Annotated in this window: 15 protein-coding genes, 1 tRNA gene and 1 pseudogene; 10 read left to right on the top strand and 7 right to left on the bottom strand. The window is 68.2% G+C overall.

The features are described from left to right. The first annotated feature begins 125 nt into the window (after positions 1–125). Positions 126–1,385 (top strand): YibE/F family protein, encoded by a 1,260-nt coding sequence (locus QQS52_RS03730; protein WP_472772633.1) that lies wholly within the window; start codon positions 126–128, stop codon positions 1,383–1,385. On the opposite strand, the gene QQS52_RS03735 is transcribed toward QQS52_RS03730, so the two are convergent. Next, positions 1,324–2,640 (bottom strand): UDP-glucose dehydrogenase family protein, encoded by a 1,317-nt coding sequence (locus tag QQS52_RS03735; protein WP_472772704.1) that lies wholly within the window; start codon positions 2,638–2,640, stop codon positions 1,324–1,326. The two genes, QQS52_RS03730 and QQS52_RS03735, sit on opposite strands and share 62 nt — an antisense overlap. Positions 2,641–2,710: 70 nt before the next feature. Beyond that, positions 2,711–3,274: a dCTP deaminase gene (dcd, locus tag QQS52_RS03740; RefSeq protein ID WP_472772634.1), complete on the bottom strand. Its 564-nt coding sequence runs from the start codon at positions 3,272–3,274 to the stop codon at positions 2,711–2,713. A 115-nt stretch (positions 3,275–3,389) separates the two neighbouring features. Here dcd and QQS52_RS03745 point away from each other — a divergent pair. Then, a tRNA-Gly gene (locus tag QQS52_RS03745) sits at positions 3,390–3,463 on the top strand. Positions 3,464–3,547: 84 nt separating this feature from the next. Here QQS52_RS03745 and QQS52_RS03750 read toward each other — a convergent pair. Beyond that, entirely contained in the window at positions 3,548–5,239 is a 1,692-nt protein-coding gene (locus tag QQS52_RS03750) for a VanW family protein (protein WP_472772635.1), read from the bottom strand. A 122-nt stretch (positions 5,240–5,361) separates the two neighbouring features. Continuing rightward, complete coding sequence (locus QQS52_RS03755) at positions 5,362–6,636, bottom strand: glycoside hydrolase family 3 N-terminal domain-containing protein (protein ID WP_472772636.1); 1,275 nt, start codon at positions 6,634–6,636, stop codon at positions 5,362–5,364. A 60-nt stretch (positions 6,637–6,696) separates the two neighbouring features. Between QQS52_RS03755 and QQS52_RS03760 the strand changes: the two genes are divergently transcribed. From QQS52_RS03760 to QQS52_RS03770, 3 genes are read left to right on the top strand one after another with little or no spacing between them, the layout of a single operon-like run. Next, positions 6,697–7,203 carry a universal stress protein gene (locus QQS52_RS03760; protein ID WP_070768434.1) on the top strand — a complete coding sequence of 169 codons (507 nt, stop codon included), beginning with the start codon at positions 6,697–6,699 and terminating at the stop codon, positions 7,201–7,203. Between the two features lie 18 nt (positions 7,204–7,221). After that, complete coding sequence (locus tag QQS52_RS03765; RefSeq protein ID WP_070768425.1) at positions 7,222–7,419, top strand: DUF2613 domain-containing protein; 198 nt, start codon at positions 7,222–7,224, stop codon at positions 7,417–7,419. A gap of 53 nt (positions 7,420–7,472) precedes the next feature. Continuing rightward, positions 7,473–10,589, top strand: coding sequence for an alpha-(1->3)-arabinofuranosyltransferase domain-containing protein (locus tag QQS52_RS03770; protein ID WP_472772637.1), 3,117 nt, complete (start codon positions 7,473–7,475; stop codon positions 10,587–10,589). Between the two features lie 68 nt (positions 10,590–10,657). Here QQS52_RS03770 and QQS52_RS03775 read toward each other — a convergent pair. Further along, positions 10,658–11,836, bottom strand: a pseudogene (locus QQS52_RS03775) (acyltransferase family protein); the annotation flags it as partial. Between QQS52_RS03775 and QQS52_RS03780 the strand changes: the two are divergent. Further along, entirely contained in the window at positions 11,769–12,941 is a 1,173-nt protein-coding gene (locus QQS52_RS03780; protein WP_472772638.1) for a porin PorA family protein, read from the top strand. The pseudogene QQS52_RS03775 and the gene QQS52_RS03780 sit on opposite strands and share 68 nt — an antisense overlap. A gap of 18 nt (positions 12,942–12,959) precedes the next feature. After that, positions 12,960–14,549, top strand: a complete 1,590-nt coding sequence (locus QQS52_RS03785) for an MmpA family trehalose lipid delivery protein (RefSeq protein WP_472772639.1) — start codon at positions 12,960–12,962, stop codon at positions 14,547–14,549. Here the strand turns inward: QQS52_RS03785 and QQS52_RS03790 are convergent. Beyond that, positions 14,503–15,606, bottom strand: coding sequence for a glycosyltransferase family 4 protein (locus QQS52_RS03790; RefSeq protein ID WP_472772640.1), 1,104 nt, complete (start codon positions 15,604–15,606; stop codon positions 14,503–14,505). The genes QQS52_RS03785 and QQS52_RS03790 overlap by 47 nt on opposite strands. A gap of 23 nt (positions 15,607–15,629) precedes the next feature. Between QQS52_RS03790 and QQS52_RS03795 the strand changes: the two genes are divergently transcribed. Beyond that, complete coding sequence (locus QQS52_RS03795; RefSeq protein ID WP_472772641.1) at positions 15,630–16,394, top strand: class I SAM-dependent methyltransferase; 765 nt, start codon at positions 15,630–15,632, stop codon at positions 16,392–16,394. Positions 16,395–16,399: 5 nt separating this feature from the next. Here the strand turns inward: QQS52_RS03795 and QQS52_RS03800 are convergent, their stop codons facing one another. After that, positions 16,400–18,229 carry a phosphoenolpyruvate carboxykinase (GTP) gene (locus tag QQS52_RS03800; RefSeq protein WP_472772642.1) on the bottom strand — a complete coding sequence of 610 codons (1,830 nt, stop codon included), beginning with the start codon at positions 18,227–18,229 and terminating at the stop codon, positions 16,400–16,402. Positions 18,230–18,668: 439 nt separating this feature from the next. On the opposite strand from QQS52_RS03800, the gene trmB reads away from it, so the two are divergent. Both trmB and QQS52_RS03810 read left to right on the top strand, forming a co-directional pair. Continuing rightward, the gene (gene trmB, locus QQS52_RS03805) at positions 18,669–19,436 is read left to right on the top strand and encodes a tRNA (guanosine(46)-N7)-methyltransferase TrmB (RefSeq protein WP_472772643.1); all 768 of its coding nucleotides are present in this window, start codon (positions 18,669–18,671) and stop codon (positions 19,434–19,436) included. Beyond that, complete coding sequence (locus QQS52_RS03810) at positions 19,436–20,035, top strand: NYN domain-containing protein (RefSeq protein ID WP_070768950.1); 600 nt, start codon at positions 19,436–19,438, stop codon at positions 20,033–20,035. The genes trmB and QQS52_RS03810 overlap by 1 nt, the downstream gene beginning before the upstream one ends. Positions 20,036–20,038 lie beyond the last annotated feature (3 nt).

Below are 20,038 nucleotides of genomic sequence, written 5' to 3' on the forward strand. Positions count from 1 at the left end.
GCTGGACGCGCGCCCGTCCGCGGTAGCCGCGGTAAGCATGCCAGGCCCAGCCCCGAAGTGGTTTTCTTCGCTGCCGGCGCTGCTTTGTGCGCGCACAGAATTGAAAACATTTACTATTAATGGCTATGGCACGACACTCAGTAAAGCCGGCCAATCTAAACCTGTGGCAACGCCTCCTCGTGGGCGTGCTGGGGCTGGTAGTAGCCGCCACCGCCGTGGGGTTCGTCTGGCTCTGGCCGAGCTCCGGCCCGGACACCAGCGAGGACTTCGACCGCGCGTACTCGCTGAACCAGCCGCGGGTGACCGGCACCGTCACCCAGGTTGATTCCAACGCCTGCGCTTCCCCGGTCACCGGCACGGCCTTTGATACCCCGCCGCGCACCACCGCCGCGGAGGCCGCCGGGGCCCACGATGATTCCTGCCGCCGCGCCCTGGTGGACCTGGAAGACGGGCCGGATGCAGGGAAGATGACCCAGCTGGTGCACTACGGCGTGGCCGGCGAGCCGGTACTTGAGGTTGGTGACCACATCACCATGACCCTGTCGGAAAATCCCGCCGACGGGCAGGCCCACTACGCCTTCGCCGACTACGAGCGCAGCTCCGCCCTGTGGGCCTGGGGCCTGGTCGTCGTCGCCGCCATCCTCATCTTCGCCGCGTGGCACGGCCTGCGCTCGCTCATCGGCCTGGCTTTTAGCCTGGCCATCGTCTTTTTCTTCCTCCTGCCGGCCATCACCGCCGGCCAGTCTATTGTCCCCGTCACGATCGTCGCGTGCGCGGCCATCCTGGTCGTGGCCATCCCCCTGGTCCACGGCTGGAACTTCAAATCCGCCTCGGCGCTGGCCGGCAGCCTGGTCGCCCTGGCCGTGGCCACGGTGGTGGCCATAATCGCCATCCGGACGTCCCACCTGCAGGGCTTGTCCTCCGAGGACAACCTCAAACTGCTGCTCTATCTACCGCAGCTGTCCGTGGTCGGCGTGCTGCTGGCCGGGTTCATTGTCGGCGCACTCGGCGGGCTCAACGACGTCTCCATCGGGCAGGCCTCCACCGTCCACGAGCTGGCCGCTATCGATCCTGAGATGCCGCGGCGGCGGCTGTTTATCTCCGCCATGAAGGTCGGGCGCGACCACATCGCGTCCATGGTCTACACCATCGTGCTGTCGTATACGGGTGCCGCGCTGCCGCTGTTGCTGCTCATCTCCGCGGCCGATGCCTCCGCCGGCCAGGTCTTGAGCAGCGACGTCATCGCCACCGAGCTACTGCGTTCCGGGGTGGGCGCGCTCTCCCTGGTCAGCGCCGTGCCGGTCACGACGCTGATTGCGGCGTTTACACACTCCGACCCAGGGCCACGAGATCCCAACCGGCCGCCTGCCATTCACGCACATTAAGCACGTTGCGCCCGTCGATGATGTGCTGGCGGGCGACCAACTTGCCGGCGGCTACCGGGTCGAGCTCGCGGAACTGCTTCCACTCCGTGGCCAGGATGACCAGCTCGGTACCGCTCAGAGCCGTGTCCACGTCGGGGGCGTAGTCCAACGTCGGGAAGACCTTCCGGGCGTTGTCCATGCCCTCCGGGTCGTACACGGTCACCGCCGCGCCCGCCAGAGACAGCGAGCCGGCCACGGATAGGGCCGGCGAGTCGCGTACATCGTCCGAGTTCGGCTTGAAGGAGCAGCCCAGCACCGTCACGCGGTGGCCCAGCAGGGAGCCGGCAAAAGACTCCTTGGCCAGATCCACCACGCGGTCACGGCGGCGCATGTTGATGGCGTCGACCTCGCGCAGGAAGGTCAGAGCCTGGTCCGCGCCGAGCTCGCCCGCCCGCGCCATGAACGCGCGGATATCCTTCGGCAGGCAGCCGCCACCGAAGCCCAGCCCGGCGCCCAAGAACTTGCGGCCGATGCGCTCGTCCAGCCCGATGGCATCCGCCAGAGCCACGACGTCAGCGCCCGCGATCTCACAGATCTCCGACACAGCGTTGATGAACGAGATCTTGGTGGCCAAAAACGCGTTCGCCGAGACCTTAACCAGCTCGGCGGTCTGCAGGTCCGTCACGATGAAGGGAGTGTCCTGGCGCAGCGGCTCGGCGTAAATCTGGCGGGCCACCTCCTCCGCACGGGACTCCCCCTCCCGACAGCCGATGACAATGCGGTCCGGGGTGATGGTGTCTTTGACTGCGTAGCCCTCGCGCAGGAACTCCGGGTTCCACGCGATTTCCACCTCGGTGCCTTCCGGGGCCAGCTCGTTAGCCACCTGCTGCAGTTCCGCCGCCGTGCCCACCGGCACGGTGGACTTGCCCAGGATGAGGTGCTGGCCGTGGAGCAACGGGACCAGCTTTTCAATGACCGCGCGGACATAGGTCATGTCCGCCGCGTAGGAACCGTGGCGCTGCGGGGTGCCCACACCCAAAAAGTGGACGTTGGCGAATTCGGCGGCCGCGGCGTAATCCGTGCTAAAGCTGAGCGTCCCGCCGCCTAAGTTGCGCTCGAGTACCTCCGGCAGGCCCGGCTCGTAGAAGGGAACCTTGCCCGCTGCCAGGGAGTCAATCTTTGCTTGGTCCACGTCCACGCCTAGAACCTCGTGGCCGAGTTCGGCCATGCAAGCGGCGTGCGTCGCACCCAGGTATCCGGTGCCAATCACAGTCATGCGCATAAGCGGTTATCTTAAGCGCCCGAGTTGAACAGAGAATTAAATCTGGGTGCCGGGTCCTAAAACCTTAGCGAAAGTTCAGGTAGGACTTCGACGGGGTGGGCCCGCGCTGGCCCTGGTACTTCGAGCCCAGCGCCCCGCTGCCGTAGGGATCCTGCGCCGGCGAGGTCATTTTGAAGATCGCCAGCTGGCCGACCTTCATGTTCGGCCACAGGACGATCGGCAGGTTGGCCGTGTTCGACAACTCCAGGGTGATGTGCCCGGAAAAGCCGGGGTCAATAAAGCCCGCGGTGGAGTGCGTGAGCAATCCCAACCGCCCCAAGGAGGACTTACCCTCTAGGCGGCCGGCTAGGTGCGGCAGCAGCGTGAACTTCTCCAGTGTGGCGCCCAAGACGAACTCGCCCGGGTGCAGCACGAAGGCGTCGCCGTCGGCTACCTCGACCAGGCTGGTCAGATCCGGCATCTCTTCTTTCGGATCAATATGGGTGTACCGGGAGTTGTTGAACACGCGAAAGTACTTATCCAGGCGCACGTCCACGGACGAGGGCTGGATGAGGTTGGCATCGAAGGGCTCGATCTGCAGCGATTCATCCTCGATGGCGGCCCGGATATCTCGATCTGATAAAAGCACGTGTCCGAGTCTACTAGCAGGTAGGCGACCCGGTTTTCACCCGGGGTCAGCGAGGGTGTAGAGTGTTTCCTAGCGCTTGATGTATGCCCAGCAATGGGCGCACATTTCAGGCTCTGCCGGCGTAGTTTAATGGTAGAACATCAGCTTCCCAAGCTGAGAGCGCGAGTTCGATTCTCGTCGCCGGCTCCACGCATAAAAGCGGGACACCACTCGGTGCCCCGCCTTTTTCATACGCGCCCCTTAGGTCTGGGTTAAATCTGGGTTGCCGTTTGTCTAGCTGCAGGTGACGATCGGCTGCGGGTCGTAGACCGTGGTGGTGGTTTCCCGGGAGATCTCCTGGCCGCTCAGGTTGCGGATGACGCGCGTGTCCGAGGTGGTAAAGCCCGGCGCGCCTGACGACGGCGAGCAATCATCGGCATCGACCTGCTTGGGCTGCGGCTGGGTCTGGGCCCAGCGGCCGTTGTTGATGGATTCGACCTCGACGGTCTTGGTGCCCTTGAGCTGCACGGTAATTTCGCTGTTGCTGTAGCTAGTCGAAATCATCACTGGGTGCTCGGAGTTGTTGGTGAACTGCAGGTCGATAGCTCCCTCGTACACGGTGGCCTCGCGGCCGGCCGGGTAGCGCGAGATGTAGTAGGAGTGCGGGGTGTGGGCGGTATCTTCCATGCCCGCGAAGTAGGCGGCGTTGTACAAGGTGGTGGCGAACTGGGAGATACCGCCGCCGACGGCCTCGCCCGCGCGGCCGTCGATGATGATGCCGGACTCGACATAGCCCTGCGCGGTGCCGCGCGGGCCGGTGTAGCCGTTGAGTGAGAAGGTCTCGCCCGGGGCCAGGAAGGCACCGTTGACCTGGTCAGCCACGCGCTTGATGTTCTGCCCCGACGCGCCGGAGAAGCCACCGGTGGTGAACTCCCCCACGACGTCGTCGAAGCTGGCGTTTTCCGCCTGCTCGGTGGTGAACGTGGCGGGCTCGTCGCGGTACTCGGCGTCCCACTCGCGGTCCTTGTTGTCCTTGACACGCTCGTCAAAGCCGTCCATGGTCTTGTCCCAGTCGATGACCACGCCGTCGCGGTGCGGGGTGACCTGTTTGAAACCGCCGGAAAAAGAGATGGAGGCGTTCTGCTTGACTTGGACCGAAGGCTTGAGGGCTTCGCCTATCATCTCCTGGGCTCGCTCGTTGTTGATCTTCAGCTCCAGCCTGCCGTCATGCGGCTCAACCGTGACGAACTGCTCGACCTCGGCCGGGGTGATGCGGGACTCGACGTCGTCGCGGCCGTGGGTGACGAGATCACCGGCCACGGCATCGGCGGCGTCCCCCTCGGCCATCTTTTCCACCTCGTCCTGAGTAACGGCAGGCTCGGTTTCCTCCGCGTCGACCTCGACGCCCTCGGGGTCAACCCAGCCTTCGGAGACCTCCGTGGCCAGCTCCTCGCGATCGACGGACTGGCCGGTCACGGCGTCGGTGACGTTGACCTTGCCGCCAGCGAGATTGACCGCACCGTCCTTGGGCTGGATGGTCAGATCCTCAGTGAGACGATCGACGGTGGGCTGGAACGCGGCCTCGTCGACCTCGGTGTCGACGTCGTATTCGCGCTGGGGCGCGAAGAAGCTGTAGACGCGGGCAAACGGGTTCAGGGAAGCATCCTCGATGCCGTCCACGACTTTCTTGAAGTCCATCTGCAGGCCGGCCTCGTGGGGGATGAACTCCGTGGTCTTTTCCCCGGCGGTGACCGTCACGGGTTGGTTTTCCACGTCCCCGAGCTCGTCCTCCAGTTTCGCCACGGCGTCGCGGCGTTCCATGTTGGAAATATCTACTCCACCGACGGAGACGGCCCGGGGCGTCTTGCCTTGGTTCGCCACGACATCCATGGCGTAGGCAACGCCCGCGATGACGAAAAGGCCGACCATGATGCCCAGGGCAATGGCCCAACCCCTCACTCCGCGTTTTCCGTTCGCTTTACTCACACGCACTACAGTAATGGTTTACCGGCCCTAATTCCTAGTCAGGAGGCCTAAAGTATTATCAAGGCAACCGCGCCGGGCGGGTAAGGGGACACCGGGGGTGACACATGTAGCGTCCTCGGAGGCTACTCCGCGTGTGGTCCCGTTCCGGGACCCGCGCCTGGGGTGGGTTCGGGTTCCGTATGAGATTCGGCCACGCGCAGGGCGGATTCGGCCACCCGCTCGGGCGGGAGTTGGCCGGCATCCACGGCCGCTTCCAGGTGGTTTAGGACGCTCTGGAAGTCCACGGCGGTTGACCATAGCGCCTGGTCTGCGCCGGCGGCCAGGGAGGCGGTGACGGCTTCCTCTGGGGACATCTGGTCCGTAATCGCCTTCATACCGGTGAGATCATCGGTATAGGTCAGGCCGCGGAAACCGGCGTGCTCGCGTAGCAGCCCGTAGGCGTGGTTGTTAAGGCTAGCCGGGGTGACCCCGTCGCCCAGCCCCGGCACCACCAGGTGCCCCACCATGACCCCGGTGCCCGGCGATTGGGGCAGCGCGACGTCGAAGGGCACCAGGTCGTAGCCCACCAGCTGGTCCAGCGGCGGGGTGGTCGCCATTCCCTGGTGCGTGTCCCCGCTGGCGCGGCCGTGCCCCGGGTAGTGCTTGAACACCGGCCGTACCCCGGCGTTGTGCAGGCCCCGGGCAAAAGCGGCGCCGAGCTCACCCGCCGCGGCTGGGTCATGGGAGAAGGAACGGTCGCCCACCACGTTCAGGCCACCGCCATCGACGTCGATAACCGGTGCGAAGTCCACGGTAATACCGTGGGCGGACAGGGTCTGGCCCACCGCGAAGCCCTGGCGCTCGGCCTCGGCGGTGCCGCCGGCGGCCATGTCCCGCGGGGTGGGGAAATCCCCCAGGATTTCCGAGAAACGCTGGACCCGTCCTCCCTCAAAATCGATGGAGACATCAAAGTCGCGACCGACCGCCGCGCGCAGGGCGTGGATATCCCGCCCCGGGGTCTGCAACAGCTCCGGGTCCGCCCAGCTGGTGATGAAGATACCACCGGCCCCGGCCTTGAGTTTCGCCAGCGCGTCGTCGTAGTTGACCACGCCCGGCATCAGCAACGAGGCGAGCTGCTCGCGCCGGGTGGCGGGCAGCTGCACCGCTGGTGCCGGTTCCGTCTCGCTCGTGAAAGAGCTCGTCTGCGGGGCCGAAGAACTCGTTTTAGTTTCGCTGCTGGCCACACCAGCCGAAGGCGCTGCCTGCTCCGCCTCGTCCGACGAGCAGGCGCTGAGCGCGCCACCACCGGCCACGACGGCTACCACGGCAACCAGCGCAACCCGCACAAGCGCGGCACTGATGCGGGTGGCAGCTGGCAGGCGACGACGCCACTCCGCGGGCCGGGGAAACGGAATCATGGCCTATAGTCTGCCATTAGTCAGCCACAACACGCCCGAATGCCGACTAAGATGGCGGGCATGAGTAACGGCCAAACCATGTTAATTGCGTTCGACGGCTCGGAGCGCGCCGCCCGCGCCATGCAGCAAGCCGCGCAGCTGCTGCGCCCCAGCACGGTAGAGATCCTCACCGCCTGGGAGCCGGCCGCCCGCCAGGCCGCCCGTGCGGTTAGCCGCACCGGCCTGCACCAGTCGACGGTCTCCCCGGAGACCACCGAGGAAGACCCGGCCTACGAAGAGGCGCTGGCTATCTGCCGCCGCGGCGTCGAGGTGGCCGAGGGACTCGGCCTGGCGGGACGCGCCCACCTAGTCGAATCCGCCACGACTATCGCCTCCGCCATCGTGGATGCCGCGCAGGAGCTGGACGTGGACGTCATCGTCACCGGCACCCGCGCGCTGACTGGCTTCCGCTCCTGGTGGACTAACTCCACCGCCGACCAGATCGTGCGCAACGCCGGCATCCCGGTCTTTATCGTCCCACCGGAAAACGACGAGGACGAAGAAGATGACCCGGAATACTTCGAGTAGCTGCTAGGATTTGGTCCCATGGCAGTAGAATCCGACTCTTTAACAAAGCGCACGCTGGGCCCGGCCGTCGGCAGCGCCGTGGTCGGCCTGGTGCTCGGCGTGGTCACCATCGTGGGGATCGCCCAGTTCAGCGACGCTGATACGGTGCCTTCCGGCCACGCGGTGCCGGCCGATGACGCCGTGCTGGGCGGGCCTGAGTACGGCTCCCGCCAGTAGGCGTGCCCCGGCTGTCCCCTAAACTTCGCCCCCACCTCGCCGGGTGGGGGCTTTTGGCGATCGTCGTCTTTGTCCTGCAGTTCGGGCACAACACCCAGGTCGCGGCCGACACCAAGCACGACCTGCTGGTCAACCCGGCGGGTTTCCTGCAGGGCGCGCTGACCCCCTGGACGGATGCGTTTACCCTGGGCCAGCTACAAAACCAGGCCTACGGTTACCTCTTCCCACACGGGCTCTTCTTCCTAGCCACCGATCCCCTGCCGGAGTGGGTGGCGCTGCGCCTGTGGTGGCTGCTGGTGACCGGCGTGGGCTTTTCCGGGGCGTTCCTGCTGGCCCGGCGCGCCACCGACGCGGGCCCGGGGTGGTCCTTTATCGCGGCGCTGGCCTACGCGCTTTCCCCGCGCACGCTGACCACGCTAACCACGATCTCCTCGGAGACCTGGCCGGTCATGCTGGCTCCCTGGGTCCTGGTGGCCTGCCTCGCCCCGCGGTCGGTGCGTTGGCAATGGGCTGCCGCGGTCATCCCGGTCGCGCTGATGGGCGCGGTCAATGCTACCGCCACCCTGGCCGCCTGCATCCCGGCGGCGGTGGTCTTGCTCTGCCAGCGGCGCTGGCGCTTCTTCGGTGCTTGGCTGGCCGGCTGCGCGCTGGTCAGCGCCTGGTGGATCGTCCCGCTGCTGGTGCTCGGGCGCTTTGCGGCGCCCTTCACGGAATTCATCGAGTCGGCGTTTGTCACCACGCGCTGGCTCAACCTGGCCGAGATCCTGCGTGGGACGACCAGCTGGTCTCCCTTCGTCGACACCGAGCGTACCGCCGGCGTGCTGCTGGTGGCCGAGCCCGTCTTCGTCCTGGCGACCATGGCCGTGGTCGCCGCCGGCCTGGTGGGCCTGTGCCGCCTGCCGCGGACGTGGTCGGTGGTGCTGATAGTGGGCGTCGCGGTGCTGGGCACCAGCCTGCCGGCTTACCGGGAGCTGCTCGACGGGCCGCTAGCCGCGCTGCGCAACCTGCACAAATTCGATCCGCTGGTGCGCCTGCCGCTGGTACTCGGCCTGGCGCAGCTGGGAGCGCGCCTCGGCTGGCCGCGGACCTTGCGTCCCGACCGGCGGCAGACCACCGGGCTGCTGCTGGCCGTGGTGGTGGCGGCCAGCGCGTTCCCGGCCCTGTCCGGGCGCCTGCTGCCGCGCGGGGCCTACGAGGAGGTGCCACAGTACTGGGAAGAGGCCGCCGAGTTCCTCAACGAACACGCCGCCGGCACCCGCACGCTCATCTACCCGCACGCGTCCTTTGCCCGGCAAGACTGGGGCTGGACCCGCGACGAGCCGGCGCAGCCGCTGCTGGAAGTCCCCTGGGCCGTCCGCGACGCCATCCCACTTATCCCGCCGTCGGCCATCCGCGGCTTGGACGGGATTACCGCGGCCCTAGAACACGACGCGGCGGCGGGCGCGAAGGCCCTGCAGCGCCTGGGCATCGGCGCGGTGCTGCTGCGCCACGATCTGGATGAGCCGGCGGGCGGGGATAGCTCGGTTCGCGCGGAAGACCTGCCGGGCACGGTCCACACCTTTGGCGAGGTGGACGTGGTGTTGCTCGATCCGCAGCAGGACCTGCAAATGGCTAACGGCGCCCCCGTGCGCGTGGCCGGCGGCGGCGAAGTCCTCGCCCTGCTGGACATGGTGGATGCGCCCGGCGCGCGCGAGCTCGTCGACGCGGACGCCGACATCGTGACCGATACGCCGCTGCTGGTCGACCGCAACTACGGCACGTTAGACGGCCCGGTCTCCGCGCCGTTGGCCGAAGGCGATAGGCCCCGGGTCCACAACCGGCTGCGCGACTACCCCTCGGCGGGCCGGGCGGTAGCGGTCGAAGAACACGGCGGCCGCGTGGTCGCGGAGTCCTCGGCCGCCGATGCCGACTCCTTCGGCGGCGCCGATCCCGCCCGTTCCGTCACCGCCGCGGTGGACGGGCAGGAGGATACCGCCTGGTGGCCGGCCCCGGGACAGACCGGCTGGCTAGAGCTCCAGGCCCCGCAGGGCGAGGTCTTCGCCTCCCCGGTGCTCAGGCTCACCGCCACCGACGACGCCCGCGCGACCGTCTCGTCCGGCTCCGCCTCCGTCGAGGTAGAGCTTAGCGCCGGCGAGGAGACCACGGTGCGCGTGCCCGGCGGCGACAGCACCGCGGTGCGCATCACGCCGCACGAGCGCGTCGGCATCACCGCCGCCGAGGTCGCCGGCCACCCCATCGAACGCGTCGTGACGGTATCGGATACCTCACCCAACGTGGAGGCCTTCTTCTTCCAGCGGCTGACCGTGGACACGGGTACTATCATCCGGGACTTCACCGCGCCGCGGGACATGGAGCTTCCCCTGCGCGCAGGTGCTGGATCCGACGCCGACACAGACGCCGACGAAGACGCCGAGGCACCGGCGGTGCGCATCGACGGCCGCGACTACCGAACGGGTGAGACGGTGCGGCTGCCGGCCGGCACGCACCGGCTGGAAACCGCGGCGGCCTGGGTCCAGCTGGGCGAGCTGCCGCGCACTCCCCTTGAACCGACCGGGGAGGCTATCGCGCCGGCAGACCACGAGCGACTGCTGATTACCGGGCGCGCGTACAACGCCGGGCTCAAAGGCTGGCTGGACGATGCCCCGCTGCAGGCCCGGCAGGTAGACGCGGCCACCCAGGCTTTTATCATTCCGGCGGGCGCGAGCGGCACCTTCCGCATGACCTTCGCGTCGACCGGCGCCTACCAGGCCGGCCTTCTCGGCGGCGGGGCGCTGGGGCTGCTGACGGTTATCGCTTGCGCGGTGGTCTGTTGGCGCCGGCGCGGCGAGCACGTGCCGCGCTCCTTCCCAGCCCCGCCCCGGGCACTGTGCCTAGTACTGGCCGCGGGCGGGCTCGCTCTGGTGGGATGGCCGGCCCTGCTAGCAGGGATAGCGGCGTTCGCGGCGGTGCGTTGGACGACGCTGCCGGCCCCGGCCTTGTCCGCCGCGCTGCTGGCGGCCGCCGGGGCGATGCTGGCGCGCGCGCCTTGGCCGAGCGCGGGCTATGCCGGCGATTCGGTGCTGGTCACCGCCCTGTGCGCCGGGGCGATCGCCTGCGTGTTCGCCGCATCTTCCCACACCGGCCACAGCGCCCGCACCACGCGCGCGCCGGGGCGTTCCACCCATTCGTAGCCGGCGGCGCTGACCACTACCGTGCCGGCCACCGTGGCCAGGCACACGAGGACGAAGTTAATGGCCCCGCCGCTAAACAGGTCGATGCCCAGCAACGGAAAGACCAGCTCGAGGACCGCCACGTGCCAGAGGAAGATGCCATAAGACCAGACCCCGGCCGCCTGCAGGGGCGCGGATTCCAGCACCCGCGAGCGCGGTGCGAAGACGAAGGGCAACACCACGCAGGCGGCGAAGGCCCCACCGACCAGGATGCGACGGGCAAATTCGTCCGGGTCCGGGTGGGTCAGCCCGCGCGGGCCGAACCACTCCCGACTGGCCAGCCAGATGCACCCGGCGGCCAGGCCCAGCCACAGCCAGCGCCACCTGGCGGCCCGCTGGACCCAAGCCGGCACGCGGCCTTCGGCCTCGGCGGCCAGCATGCCCACGGCGAACCACAGGGAATAAGCCGGCGGCCAGATCTGGGTGTTAATCCCGTCCGAGTCCGCGTTCGCCACGAAGGGCAGCCACGCCCAGCCCAGGCTCACCGCGGCCCAGGCCGCAATCACCAGGCAGCGCACCCGGCGCCCGCCCGGGAGGAGATCGACGGCAATGGCCAGCAGGGGCATCGTTAAGTAGAAGGCGATCTCCACGCACAGCGACCACAGGTGGGTCAGCCCGGGCGCCAGGCCGTCTGGCCAGAAGATCTGGGTCGAGGTGAGGTTGGCGGTAACCTGCTGGAGGCTCACCCCGGCGGCCGACGGCAAGAGGGCCAAAACCGCGGTCACGCAGACCAGGTAGGCCGGCGCGATGCGGGCGGTGCGGCTGCGGTAGTAGCGCGACCAGCCGCGGGCGGCGTAGCGCTCCCGCCGGCGCCACAGGACGAAGGCGCTGAGCGCGAAGAAGACCGCCACGAAATAATCGAAGCGCTCGGCCCAACCCCAGCCAGTGCCGGTCTGGAAGCTGACGTGGGTGACGATGATGCCCAGCGACGCGACCGCGCGCAGACCGTCTAGGGCGTCGAGCCGCTGCGGTAAGGTGTTATGCACGCCGGTGTGGGGCGCGGCAGGCTGGCGGTGTTTCGCGTGAGCGTGCGGCACGCTGCCTCCTTCCCTCGCCGGGGCATGTTCGCTGTGGGGTTTTGCCCGCAAGCGCCCGTGCAACCAGAACCTGTAACTTTCCGTGATTGGACATGATACTGCAATGAAGCGCTTCCTCCGGCTCCGCGGCCGCCTGTTCTGGACCGTGGTGGCGGCAGCCTGCGCGCTCATTATCGGCGCGGTGGTCCCCGCGATGTATGAGAACCAGACGCGCCAGCTCTCCCGCGACATCGACTACCAGGTAACGGCCACCTCCCCGGAGTCAATGGTCCTGGACTACCAGGCCTTCCGCGCCGGGAAGCCGAATTCGCAGCGCGCCGCCAACCCCGAGTGCGCCCCGGCAAAGCTGGCCAACGGCCAGACGCAGTACCCTCTGGCCTGCTTCATCCGGGACGTGCCGGTGGAGGTCGAGCGCCACACCCAGACCGGCAAAGCAGACGACTCCACGCTGGCCAGCTCCGAATCCGAGGTCACCGCCCTCATCGACGACCACCTGGCCGCGCGCGTGAGCGAGTCCTCGGTGCTGAACCGGGAGTCGACCTTCCCGGCCTCCGGGCCTTCGACCGCGCTGACTATATCGCTGGGCGAGGGCGGCGACGAGATCACGGACCCCGGCTTCGAACACGACGGGCTACAGTACTTCTTCCCCGCCGACACCGAACAGCGCTCCTACCCGCTCTACGACCCGCTGCTGCACGGCTCGGAGCCGCTGGACTTCTCCGGCACCGAGAAGGTAGACGGCATCCCCACCTACACCTTCCAGCAGGACCTGCACGGCCGTGAGCTCGACTCGGAGGTGGAAAAGCTGCTCTTTTCCGTCTTCGCCGGCGCGAGCGCGGACGCGGACGCGGCCACCGAGGTCGTCGGCCCAGCGGAGAACTTCTATTCGCAGGCCGACATGGAGCGCTTCGACTACCAGCCGGAGGACACGGTCGTGCTGGAGCCGTATTACTCGGTCAGCCGCACGGTCTGGGTCGAGTCCACCACGGGCACCATCGTTAACGCCGTGACCCACGTGGACATCAGCTTTGCGACCTCCCCGCAGGAGGCGGCCCAGCTCGACGCCACCGACCCGGCGCGCGAGCGAGCCGTGGTCAACGCGCGCCTCGAGTGGAGCCCGGAAAGCCAGCAGCGCGCCCTGGACGAGGTCGCCAGCACGGTCAACATGACCAAGGCCATGTCGATCCTCGGCTGGGGTGGCAAGGCTCTGGGCGTGGTCCTGCTCATCGTTGCCGCGCGGATGTACATGCGCCGCCGCGCCGACCAGGCAAGCTAACCGCCCGCAGGTCCGCCCATGCCGCACCTTCTTCCCGCCAGCCGCCCCGCTGCGGTGCGCGCGGCCTGCTTGGTCACGGTCGCCGCCGCGTGCATCGCCAGCGTTACCTGGCCCTTTCTCCTGCCGGGCGAGCTTGTCTGGCGGGACATGGTCGTGCCCGCGGACATGGCGTTAAGCCCCGCCAATTTCGGCGGCGGGGATCTGCCCGCCCGGGCGCTCCCCCAGGACGGGCTGCTCGCCCTAGCCGCCCAGCTCGTGCCCGCGCATTGGCTCGTGCGCGCGCTGGTCATCGGCTCGGCCGGCGCCGCGGCCTGGGGCGGCTGGCGGCTGACCAGGTTGTGCGCGCCGGCGCCGCGGCATTCTTCGGAACCTGTGGTTGACCGGCGCCTGCTGGGCCCGGCCGCGGCCATCGCGGTGTGCGTTCTCAACCCCTTGGTGGTCGAGCGGCTCCTGCAGGGCCAGTGGTCCATCGCAGTGGCCGCCTGGCTGGGTCCGCTCATCGCCGCGGCGGGCCTGGCCGGCCGGCGGCCCGGGCAGTGGGCGGCCATGTTCGTCTCCTCGCTGACGCCGACCGGCGCGCTGACCGGCGCGCTCATGGGCATCGCCACCGCGCGCCGGCGGCTAGCCACGGCCTTATACGGGTTGGCGCTGTGCCTGCCCTGGGCCCTGCCTGGGCTGCTGGGCGTCGTGCGCGGGACCGCGCCGGGGATGGATGCGGCCGCGGCCGTGGCCGCCTTCGCGCCCCGCGCTGAGGCCCACGCCGGGCTGCTGGTGACCGTGCTCGGGCTGGGCGGGGTCTGGAACGCAGAGGCCGTGCCCGCCTCCCGTCAGGCCGGCTTCGCCCTTTTCGGCGTGCTGCTCATCGCCGTGGTGGCGCTCGGCTGGGCCCGGCTTTCCCGGGCGGGCCGGGGCGCGGGCTCGCTGCGCTGGCCGGCAGGCGGTGGGGCGCTGCTTGTCCTGGCCGCGCTCGGGCTGGGCGGGGTTCTGCTCGGTGCGGTATTCCCCGGCCCGCTGACCTGGGTCGTGGACACGGTGCCGGGCGGTGGGTTGCTGCGCGATAGCCAGAAATTCCTGACCCTGGCCGTGCCGGCCTACGCGGTGGGCCTGAGCGCAGTGCGCGGGCCGAGTGCGGCAGCCGGGCTCGTGGCCGTGGCCCTCTTGGTCCCCGACGCCGCCCGGGCGCTGGCGCCGCTACAGCCGCGGCCGGCGGGCACGGACAGCGCCCTGGTCCACCAGCTGGGCGGCCGGGACACCCTCTTCGCCGAACGGCCGGAGCTGGTGGAGGTCCCCGGCGGCGTGGCCGTGGATCCGTATGCCAAGGTCGCGGCGAAGGTGCAGTCCGGCGCGTTGCGCGTCGACGGCGCAGTTGTGGACTACCCGGCACCGCGCTGGGTGGCCGCCCAGCGCGCGTGGCAGGACCGCGACTTGCGGCGCTTGGAGCGCCTCGGCGTGGGCGCGGTCGTGGAGGGCGGCCAGATTGTCGCCGAGACCGACGCCGGCCCGCAGCCGCGGCCTTGGGGCATGGTTGTGGCCTGGCTGTTAACCCCGCTGGCGGCCGGGCTCATCGTGCGCTGGTTGTACCGGTCACGCGCTCGAGCAAATCCTTAAACCGGCGGCCGGTGGTCTCCCAGGAAAACTGGGCGGCGAATTCTTCCGCGCCGGCGCCGAGGCGCTCGCGCTCGGCCGGATCGGCGATAAGGTCCCGGGTGGCCTCGAGGAGCTGCGCCGGGGTGTCCACCAGCCGGCCGGTGACCTGGTCGCGGACGCTGTCGCGCAGGCCGAAGGAATATCCCACTGTGGGTACCCTATGTTGGGCCGCCTCCATGACGGCCAGGCCCCATCCTTCCTTGCGGGAGGGCATAAGGTGCAGGTCCGCCTGGGCCAGCAGGGCGTGCTTGTAGTCCTCGGTGACCTGCCCGCGGAAACGCACGCGCTCGCCCAGGCCGAGCTTTTCGGCGTACTCGCGCAGGCTGTGCTCCCACCAGCCGGAGCCGACGATGTCCAAGACCGCCTCCGGGATCTGCGCGACGGTGTCCATGGCGTGCTCGATCTGCTTGTGCGGCACCAGGCGCGACAGGGTCACCAGGTGGATGGCGGCCTCGCGCGCTAGGTGCGGCACGTGCGGCGGGATGGAGTCCACGCCGTTTTCGATGATTTCGGCCCCGTGTACGCCCAGGGTCTCCAAGTCCTGGCGGGAGGCCGGCGAGACGGTCACGTACGGCGCGCCGCGGTAGACCGCAGGCGCCACGCGGGACTCCAACCACCAGCCCAGGCGTGCCAACACCGGGCCGGCCACGGGCCACTGCTCCTTGTGGAGGTGGTGGGTCAAAAGGACCGTCGGCACCCCCGCGACGGGGCGGGCGAAAAACGGGATGCCGTTTTGGGTATCCACCACCACGTCGATGCCGCGCAGCGGACCCAGCCCCACCCGGCCGGCCAGGATGGCGGCCAGGGCATAAGGGTAAACGCTGTATTTGCCGCCCACGCGCCAGTAGTTCACGCCGTCGCGCTTGTCGTGGCGCGCGCCGTTCATGTGCCGGGAGGTCCAGTAGATGACCTGGTGGCCGTGGGTGGCGAGGTATTCGCCGACCCGCTCTAGGTAGCGTTCGGAGCCGCCGCCCTGGGGGTGGGTGGAATCGCGCCAACAGAGTAGAAGTATTTTCATGTCGAGCTACTAGCCTAGTGGCTATGCGCTACACCCGAGCCCTGGCCACGCTGAGCAGATCCTGGCAACTCCTGCGGGCCTTCCCGCAGGAGCAGACCAACCCCGCCGCCTTCTACGGTCCCCTGGCCGAGGACACTGCTGAGCTCATCGGGCGGCTGGCTCACGATGCCGGACTTGCCCTCCGCGGATGCTCCGTCCTCGACGTCGGCGGCGGCCCGGGCTATTTCGCCGCCGCCTTCGACCGCCGCGGCGCCCGCTACATCGGGCTGGAGCCCGACGCCGGTGAGATGTCCGCGGCGGGACTGAAACTGGCCAACAGCGTCCGCGGCGACGGCACCCGGATGCCCTTTGCCAACGGCACCTTTGACGTGGTGTATTCCTCCAACGTGGCCGAGCACGTGCCGGACCCGGAAGCACTGGCCGAGGAGATGCTGCGTGTGACCCGCCCAGGCGGCCTGGTGGTGCTCAGCTACACCGTGTGGCTGGGCCCTTTCGGCGGGCATGAGACCGGCCTGTGGCAGCACTACGTCGGCGGGGCGTTCGCTAGGGACTACTACACCCGCCGCCACGGCCACCCGCCGAAAAACGTCTTCGGCACCTCGCTCTTCGCGGTCAGCTGCGCGCGCGGGCTGCGGTGGGCCGAAAACGCGCAGAAGCGCGGGAACGCCGAACTGTTGTTGGCGTTCCCGCGCTATCACCCGCGGTGGGCGTGGTGGCTGACCCGCGCTCCCGGGGTGCGAGAATTTCTGGTCAGCAATCTGGTGCTGGTGCTGCGCGCCAGCACCTAGGCCCTTTAGGCGCTGTGGTGCTCCTCCACGCGCGACTTCAGGGCGTCGAACTGGTCCCAAACTTCCTGCGGGACGCGGGAGCCCAAGAAGTTCAGGTAGTCGGAATTGTCCTGGATGTCGCCGGACCAGTCCTCGGCGTGGACGGCCAGGGCCTGCTTGACCTTGTCGATCTCCACGTCCAGGCCGTGCAGGTCCAGGTCCTCGGCGCGCGCGGTGGAGCCGATGACGGTCTCCTCGGCGCCGACGTTGCCCTCGATGCGGTCGATGATCCACTTGAGCACGCGGGAGTTCTCGCCGAAGCCCGGCCACAGCATCTTGCCGTCGTCACCCTTGCGGAACCAGTTGACCAGGAAGATGGCCGGCATGCGGTCGCCGCCCTTTTCGCCCATGTTGACCCAGTGCTGCAGGTAGTCGCCGGCGTTGTAGCCGATAAACGGCAGCATGGCCATCGGGTCGTGGCGCAGGGCGCCGACCTTGCCCTCGGCCGCAGCGGTCTGGCCGGAGGCCAACAGGGAGCCGATCATCGTGCCGTGGTTCCAGTCGAAGGCCTGGGTGACCAGCGGGACGGTGTCGGCGCGGCGGCCGCCGAAGAGGATAGCGTCGATCTTCACGCCCTGCCAGTCGTCGTACTCCGGCGCGGCGGTCGGGCACTGGGAGATCGGCACGCAGTAGCGGGAGTTCGGGTGAGCAGCCTTGGTGGCCGAGTCCGGGGTCCAATCCTCGCCGGTCCAGTCGATAAGGTGGGCCGGGGCGTCGCCGTCCATGCCCTCCCACCAGACGTCGCCGTCATCGGTGAGCGCGACGTTGGTGAACAAGGTGTTGCCCGGCTCCATGGTCTTCATGGCGATCGGGTTAGAGGCGTAGTTGGTGCCCGGGGCCACGCCGAAGAAGCCGTTCTCCGGGTTCACGGCGTACAGGCCGTCCTCGCGCAGGTGCAGCCAGGCGATGTCGTCGCCGACGACCTCGGCGCTCCAGCCCGGGATGGTGGGCGTGATCATCGCGAGGTTGGTCTTACCGCAGGCCGACGGGAAGGCGGCCGCGATGTGGTAGTTCTTGCCTTCCGGGTTGGTCAGCTTCAGGATGAGCATGTGCTCGGCCATCCAACCCTCTTCGCGGGCCATGACGGAGGCGATACGCAGCGCGTAGCACTTCTTCGCCAGGATGGCGTTGCCGCCGTAGCCGGAGCCGTAGGACCATATCTCCTTAGTCTCTGGGAAGTGGGTGATGTACTTGGTCTCGTTGCACGGCCAGGCGACGTCCTCTTCACCCTCGGCCAGCGGGGCGCCGACGGAGTGCAGGGCTTGCACGAAGGCACCATCGGTGCCGATCTTCTCCAGCGCTTCCGCGCCCATGCGGGTCATGATTCGCATGGACAGGACCACGTAGGCCGAGTCGGTCAGCTGCACGCCCAGCTTCGGATCCGGGTCGTTGATGGGGCCCATGCAGAAAGGCACGACGTACATCGTGCGGCCGCGCATGGCGCCGCGGAAGGCCTCGGTCATCTCTTCCTTCATCGCGGCCGGCGGGGCCCAGTTGTTGGTCGGGCCGGCGTCTTCCTCGTTCTCCGAGCAGATGAAGGTGCGGGACTCAACGCGGGCGACGTCCGAGGGGTTGGAGCGGGCCAGGTAGGAGTTCGGGCGCTTTTCCTCGTTCAGCTTGAGCAGCGTCCCCTTCTCCACCAGCTCGCCGGCGAGCCGGTCGGCTTCTTCCTGAGAGCCGTCTACAAAGACCACTTGGTCCGGCTGAAAGAGCTCCACGTTCTCATTGATCCACGCGATAAGCTCTGGGTTGTCAGTCGGAAGTTGTCCAACAAGGCCTTTAATTTCGGCGGTCATCTAAAGTCTCCTGGGGTTATTTCTTCACGTTGTCAGACTTAAGCCATGACTTATGTCTTAGAGGGCATTCCACCTCCAGCGTAACGCGCCAGCCGACGCAAGTACCGATAATTCGCCGGGCACTGGATATATCCACACTGTTTACCACAACTTAACCGAGGGTACGCCATACCGTCACCGGTAACCTCATAGTTTTTACACCCCCGTCTGGGGGATCGACCCGGCGGGCCGAGCCGCCGCCCTACCCATGGCGTCACCCCCAAGCAGCCCGCCTTCGCCCGGCTGGTCATAACCGGCACCCCTCCGCGCGCGAATTCGGCCGCAGCTTGCGGCCTATTCCTTACGTTCTTTCCCCACTGCCGGCTCTGCGGGCGGCTTTGCCGCGGCCGGCGGCGCGGCAAATTGCCAACTGCGCTGGCTAAGTGAACAATAGACCACGATGGATAACTCTAGTAACACCCCCGCCGCCGTGGGCGAGATGCCGCCGGGCCGCCCGCTGCAGACCGAGTTTAACGACGGGCTAGACTACCCGCGCCTGGGTAACGTGACCTTCCGTCGTGGCAGTCTGACCGACAACCAGCAGGCGCTTTTCGCCGAGCACTGGCCCCGCCTGGGCCGGGTGCTGGAAGACGAGCGGATCGATATAGAGAAATGGTTCGGGCGCAGCGGCGCCAAGACCGTGGTGGAGATCGGCTCGGGTACCGGCACCTCCACCGCGGCGATGGCCCCGCTGGAGCAGGACACCAACATCGTCGCCGTGGAGCTCTACAAGCCGGGCCTGGCCAAGTTGCTGGGCCAGGTGGTGCGCCAGGACATCGACAACATCCGCATGGTGCGCGGCGACGGCATCGAGGTGCTCGCCCGCATGTTCGCGCCGGAGTCCCTGGACGGCATCCGCGTCTTCTTCCCGGATCCGTGGCCGAAGGCCCGGCACCACAAGCGCCGGATCATCCAGTCCGGGCCGCTGAACCTGTTCGCCTCCCGCCTCAAGCCGGGCGGGGTGCTGCACGTGGCCACCGACCACGCCGGCTACGCCGAGTGGATCGATGAGCTCGTCGAGGTCGAGTCCACCCTGCGCTACCGCGGCTGGCCGTGGCCCGACTGCCCGCAGCCGACTGACCGCCAGGTCATCACCAAGTTCGAGGGCAAGGGCCTAGACCAAGACCACGTTATTAAGGAATACCTCTGGGAAAAGAGGCCGCAGTAATGACTACCCGCAAGCTGCTGCTCGTCTGGGACGCGCCCAACATGGACATGGGACTGGGCGCCATCCTGGGCGGGCGCCCGACCGCCGCCTTCCGCCCGCGCTTCGACGCCATCGGCCGCTGGACCGTGCGCGAGGCCTGGGACCTAGATGCCCAGCCGCACGCCGCGGTCTTTACCAACGTGACCCCGGACGGGGCGGACGTCATCCGCCCCTGGGTCGAGGCCATCCGCAACGTCGGTTTCGCCGTCTTCGCCAAGCCCAAGGTCCACGACGACACGGACGTGGACCCGGACATGCTCGATTACATCGCGGAAAACCGCGACGAGCTCGCCGGGCTGGTGGTCGCCTCCGCCGACGGCCAGAATTTCCAGGAGACCCTGGAGGAGCTGGCTGACGAGGGCGTGCCAGTCACGGTGGTCGGCTTCCAGGAGCACGCCTCCTGGGCCGTGACCCACCCGGTCATCGACTTCGTGGACTTGGAGGACATCGACGGCGTCTTCCGCGAGCCGCTGCCCCGAGTCAACCTGGACAACCTGCCCGACGGCGGCGCCTGGTTGCAGCCTTTCCGCCCGCTTTCTGCCTTGCTCGACGAACGCTAGGAG

The organism is Corynebacterium sp. 1103A (assembly GCF_055700955.1).

Coding starts and splice junctions, on each gene's coding strand:
- QQS52_RS03730 (WP_472772633.1), top strand. CDS start 126: ATGGCACGACACTCAGTAAAGCCGGCCAATCTAAACCTGTGGCAACGC.
- QQS52_RS03735 (WP_472772704.1), bottom strand. CDS start 2,640: ATGACTGTGATTGGCACCGGATACCTGGGTGCGACGCACGCCGCTTGC.
- QQS52_RS03755 (WP_472772636.1), bottom strand. CDS start 6,636: ATGATTCCGTTTCCCCGGCCCGCGGAGTGGCGTCGTCGCCTGCCAGCT.
- QQS52_RS03760 (WP_070768434.1), top strand. CDS start 6,697: ATGAGTAACGGCCAAACCATGTTAATTGCGTTCGACGGCTCGGAGCGC.
- QQS52_RS03765 (WP_070768425.1), top strand. CDS start 7,222: ATGGCAGTAGAATCCGACTCTTTAACAAAGCGCACGCTGGGCCCGGCC.
- QQS52_RS03780 (WP_472772638.1), top strand. CDS start 11,769: ATGAAGCGCTTCCTCCGGCTCCGCGGCCGCCTGTTCTGGACCGTGGTG.
- QQS52_RS03785 (WP_472772639.1), top strand. CDS start 12,960: ATGCCGCACCTTCTTCCCGCCAGCCGCCCCGCTGCGGTGCGCGCGGCC.
- QQS52_RS03790 (WP_472772640.1), bottom strand. CDS start 15,606: ATGAAAATACTTCTACTCTGTTGGCGCGATTCCACCCACCCCCAGGGC.
- QQS52_RS03795 (WP_472772641.1), top strand. CDS start 15,630: ATGCGCTACACCCGAGCCCTGGCCACGCTGAGCAGATCCTGGCAACTC.
- QQS52_RS03800 (WP_472772642.1), bottom strand. CDS start 18,229: ATGACCGCCGAAATTAAAGGCCTTGTTGGACAACTTCCGACTGACAAC.
- trmB (WP_472772643.1), top strand. CDS start 18,669: ATGGATAACTCTAGTAACACCCCCGCCGCCGTGGGCGAGATGCCGCCG.
- QQS52_RS03810 (WP_070768950.1), top strand. CDS start 19,436: ATGACTACCCGCAAGCTGCTGCTCGTCTGGGACGCGCCCAACATGGAC.